A 2,290-nucleotide genomic window follows, 5' to 3' on the forward strand; every position below is an offset into this window, starting at 1 on the left:
CGTCGGCGCCGCCGCCGTCCTGCTCGATGAAGCCGAAGCCCTTTTCCGCGTTGAACCACTTCACGGTGCCAGTAGCCATTTTATTTCTCCTACGGAGGCGGTGTCAGGAATACGCCTTGTTGCGCATTCCGTGTCGCCGTGATGATCAGCCGCCGGAAAAACCTTCTGGCAACCACACCTGCAACTGGGATCGACAGTAGCACGGCGCGATCGGCCTTGCGCGGTCGATAATTCCGCTCCGCCAGGCGGCCGAGGAATACTCGCCGTACCCCGCACCTATTTCTCATTTCACGGGCACAGATATTGCTCTCCGCGGGGGCGGCGTTCCGGGGCCGTAGGCCACAGGTGACAGACTGCATCCATGACGACTCACAAGAACCTGCTCGGCGGCCCGGAGCCGACGTACCTCCCGGAGAACGAAGAGGCGTACCGCCTCCTGGGCGAGGAGTCCCAGCCTCCGGCCGAGGTCGCGGCGAAGTACCCCACCTTCTCGCTCGCATGGGCCGTGCTCGCCGACGACGCCTTCGAGGCCGGACGAGTGGTCGAGTCGTACGCGTACGCACGCACCGGCTATCACCGCGGTCTGGACGCACTGCGTCGGGCCGGCTGGAAGGGCCACGGGCCCATCCCCTGGGACCACCGAGCCAATCGCGGGTTCCTGCGCTGCCTCGCCGCCCTCGCTCGGGCCGCCGGCGAGATCGACGAGAAGGACGAGTCGGAGCGTTGCTGGCAGTTCCTCAGGGACAGCAGCACCGAGGCGTACGCCGAGCTGAACCGGTAGTCATCAGAGGGAGCGGCACAGCGTGTGCCGCCGCCGGGTCGGCGTCGGGCGCGTCCTCGCGGGGCCGCTCGGCGCTCCCGGCCGCGCTCGGTCGTATCCCCGTTCACCGTGCAGGTGCCCGCGGTCAGGAGCGGCCCTCCGCCTCCAGCGGGGGTGTCGTCACGTTGCCGTGCGTACGGCACTCCGGGCGCACGCAGCCGGGGGCGGGGCGGCGTACCAGGGTGCAGGCCAAGCCGGAGCCCAGCACCAGGACGGCCGCGCAGATCGGCATCGCGCGGTCGAAGGCCGCGTCGAAGGCGGTCGCCGAGCGGTACGCCTCCGGGCCCATCCCGGTGAGCAGGGGCAGGCCCGCCACCGCGATCAGGCCCGCCGCCCGGGCCGCCGCGTTGTTGATGCCGCTGGCGATGCCCGCCCGGGCGGTGTCCACGGAGGCGAGGACCGTCGCGGTCAGCGGGGCGACCAGGGTGACCATGCCGGCGCCCATGACGAGGACCGCGGGCAGGACGTCCTTCAGGTAGTTCGCGTGCTCGCCCACCCGGAGCATCAGCAGCATCGCCGCGGCGCAGAGCAGCGGGCCGACGGTGAGCGGGATCCGGGGGCCGATCCGGTCCGCGAGGGCGCCCGAACGGGCGGAGAGGAACAGCATCAGGACCGTCGACGGCAGCAGTGCCGTACCGGCGGCGAGGGCCGAGTAGCCCGCCACCACCTGGAGCTGCAGCGCGGTCAGGAAGAAGAAGCCGCTGAAGGCCGCGTACACGCACAGGGTGACGATGTTGACCGCCGTGAACTGGCGGGAGGCGAAGATGTCCAGCGGCAGCATCGGATCCCGGCGGCGCTTCTCGACCTGCACGAACGCCACCCCGGTCACGACACCGGCGACGGCCACCACGATGCCGGTCACCCCGCCCTCGATCAGCGCGTACGTCACCAGGCCGAGCGCGAGCGCGCCCAGCACCGCGCCGAGGACGTCGAAACGGCCGTGCACGCGTCCGTCGGCGGACTCGGGGACGTGGCGCAGCGCGACCGGTACGCAGAGCAGGGCCAGCGGCACGTTCAGCAGGAAGACCCAGCGCCAGCCGGGGCCGTCCACCAGCCAGCCGCCGAGGAACGGGCCGACGGCCGCCCCGATCCCGCCGAAGCCCGACCACAGGCCGACCGCCCGCGCCCGGTCGTCGGGGTGGAAGGAGGCCTGGATGAGGGCGAGCGAGCCGGGAGTCAGCAGTGCGCCGCCGATGCCCTGGAGGGCGCGGGCGCCGATCAGCACGGCGTCGGTCGGGGCCAGACCGCACATCAGGGACGCGGCGGCGAACCAGATCACGCCCGTCACGAACACCTTCCGGCGGCCGTACTGGTCGCCGAGCGAGCCGCCGAGCAGGATCAGCCCGGCCAGCGTCAGCATGTACGCGTTGACCGTCCACTGGAGCGCGGACAGGCTCGCGTCCAGGTCCTCACCGATGCGGGGCAGGGCGACGTTGACGACCGTGGAGTCCAGCAGGGCCATGCTGGAAC

3 protein-coding genes are annotated in these 2,290 nt (G+C 71.4%); 1 reads left to right on the top strand and 2 read right to left on the bottom strand.

All coding sequences use genetic code 11. The features are described 5' to 3' along the window. Window positions 1-79, bottom strand: a 79-nt coding sequence (locus ABZ646_RS45215) for a cold shock domain-containing protein (RefSeq protein ID WP_360533234.1), incomplete at its 3' end; no start/stop codon positions are given. Window positions 80-361: 282 nt separating this feature from the next. Here ABZ646_RS45215 and ABZ646_RS45220 point away from each other — a divergent pair. Next, complete coding sequence (locus ABZ646_RS45220; RefSeq protein ID WP_360533228.1) at window positions 362-781, top strand: DUF3151 domain-containing protein; 420 nt, start codon at window positions 362-364, stop codon at window positions 779-781. A gap of 124 nt (window positions 782-905) precedes the next feature. On the opposite strand, the gene ABZ646_RS45225 is transcribed toward ABZ646_RS45220, so the two are convergent. Further along, window positions 906-2,290 (bottom strand): MFS transporter (locus ABZ646_RS45225; RefSeq protein WP_360533231.1); only part of this gene is annotated, 1,385 nt, incomplete at its 5' end.

It is taken from the genome of Streptomyces sp. NPDC007162, from assembly GCF_040634175.1.
GTDB lineage: Bacteria > Actinomycetota > Actinomycetes > Streptomycetales > Streptomycetaceae > Streptomyces.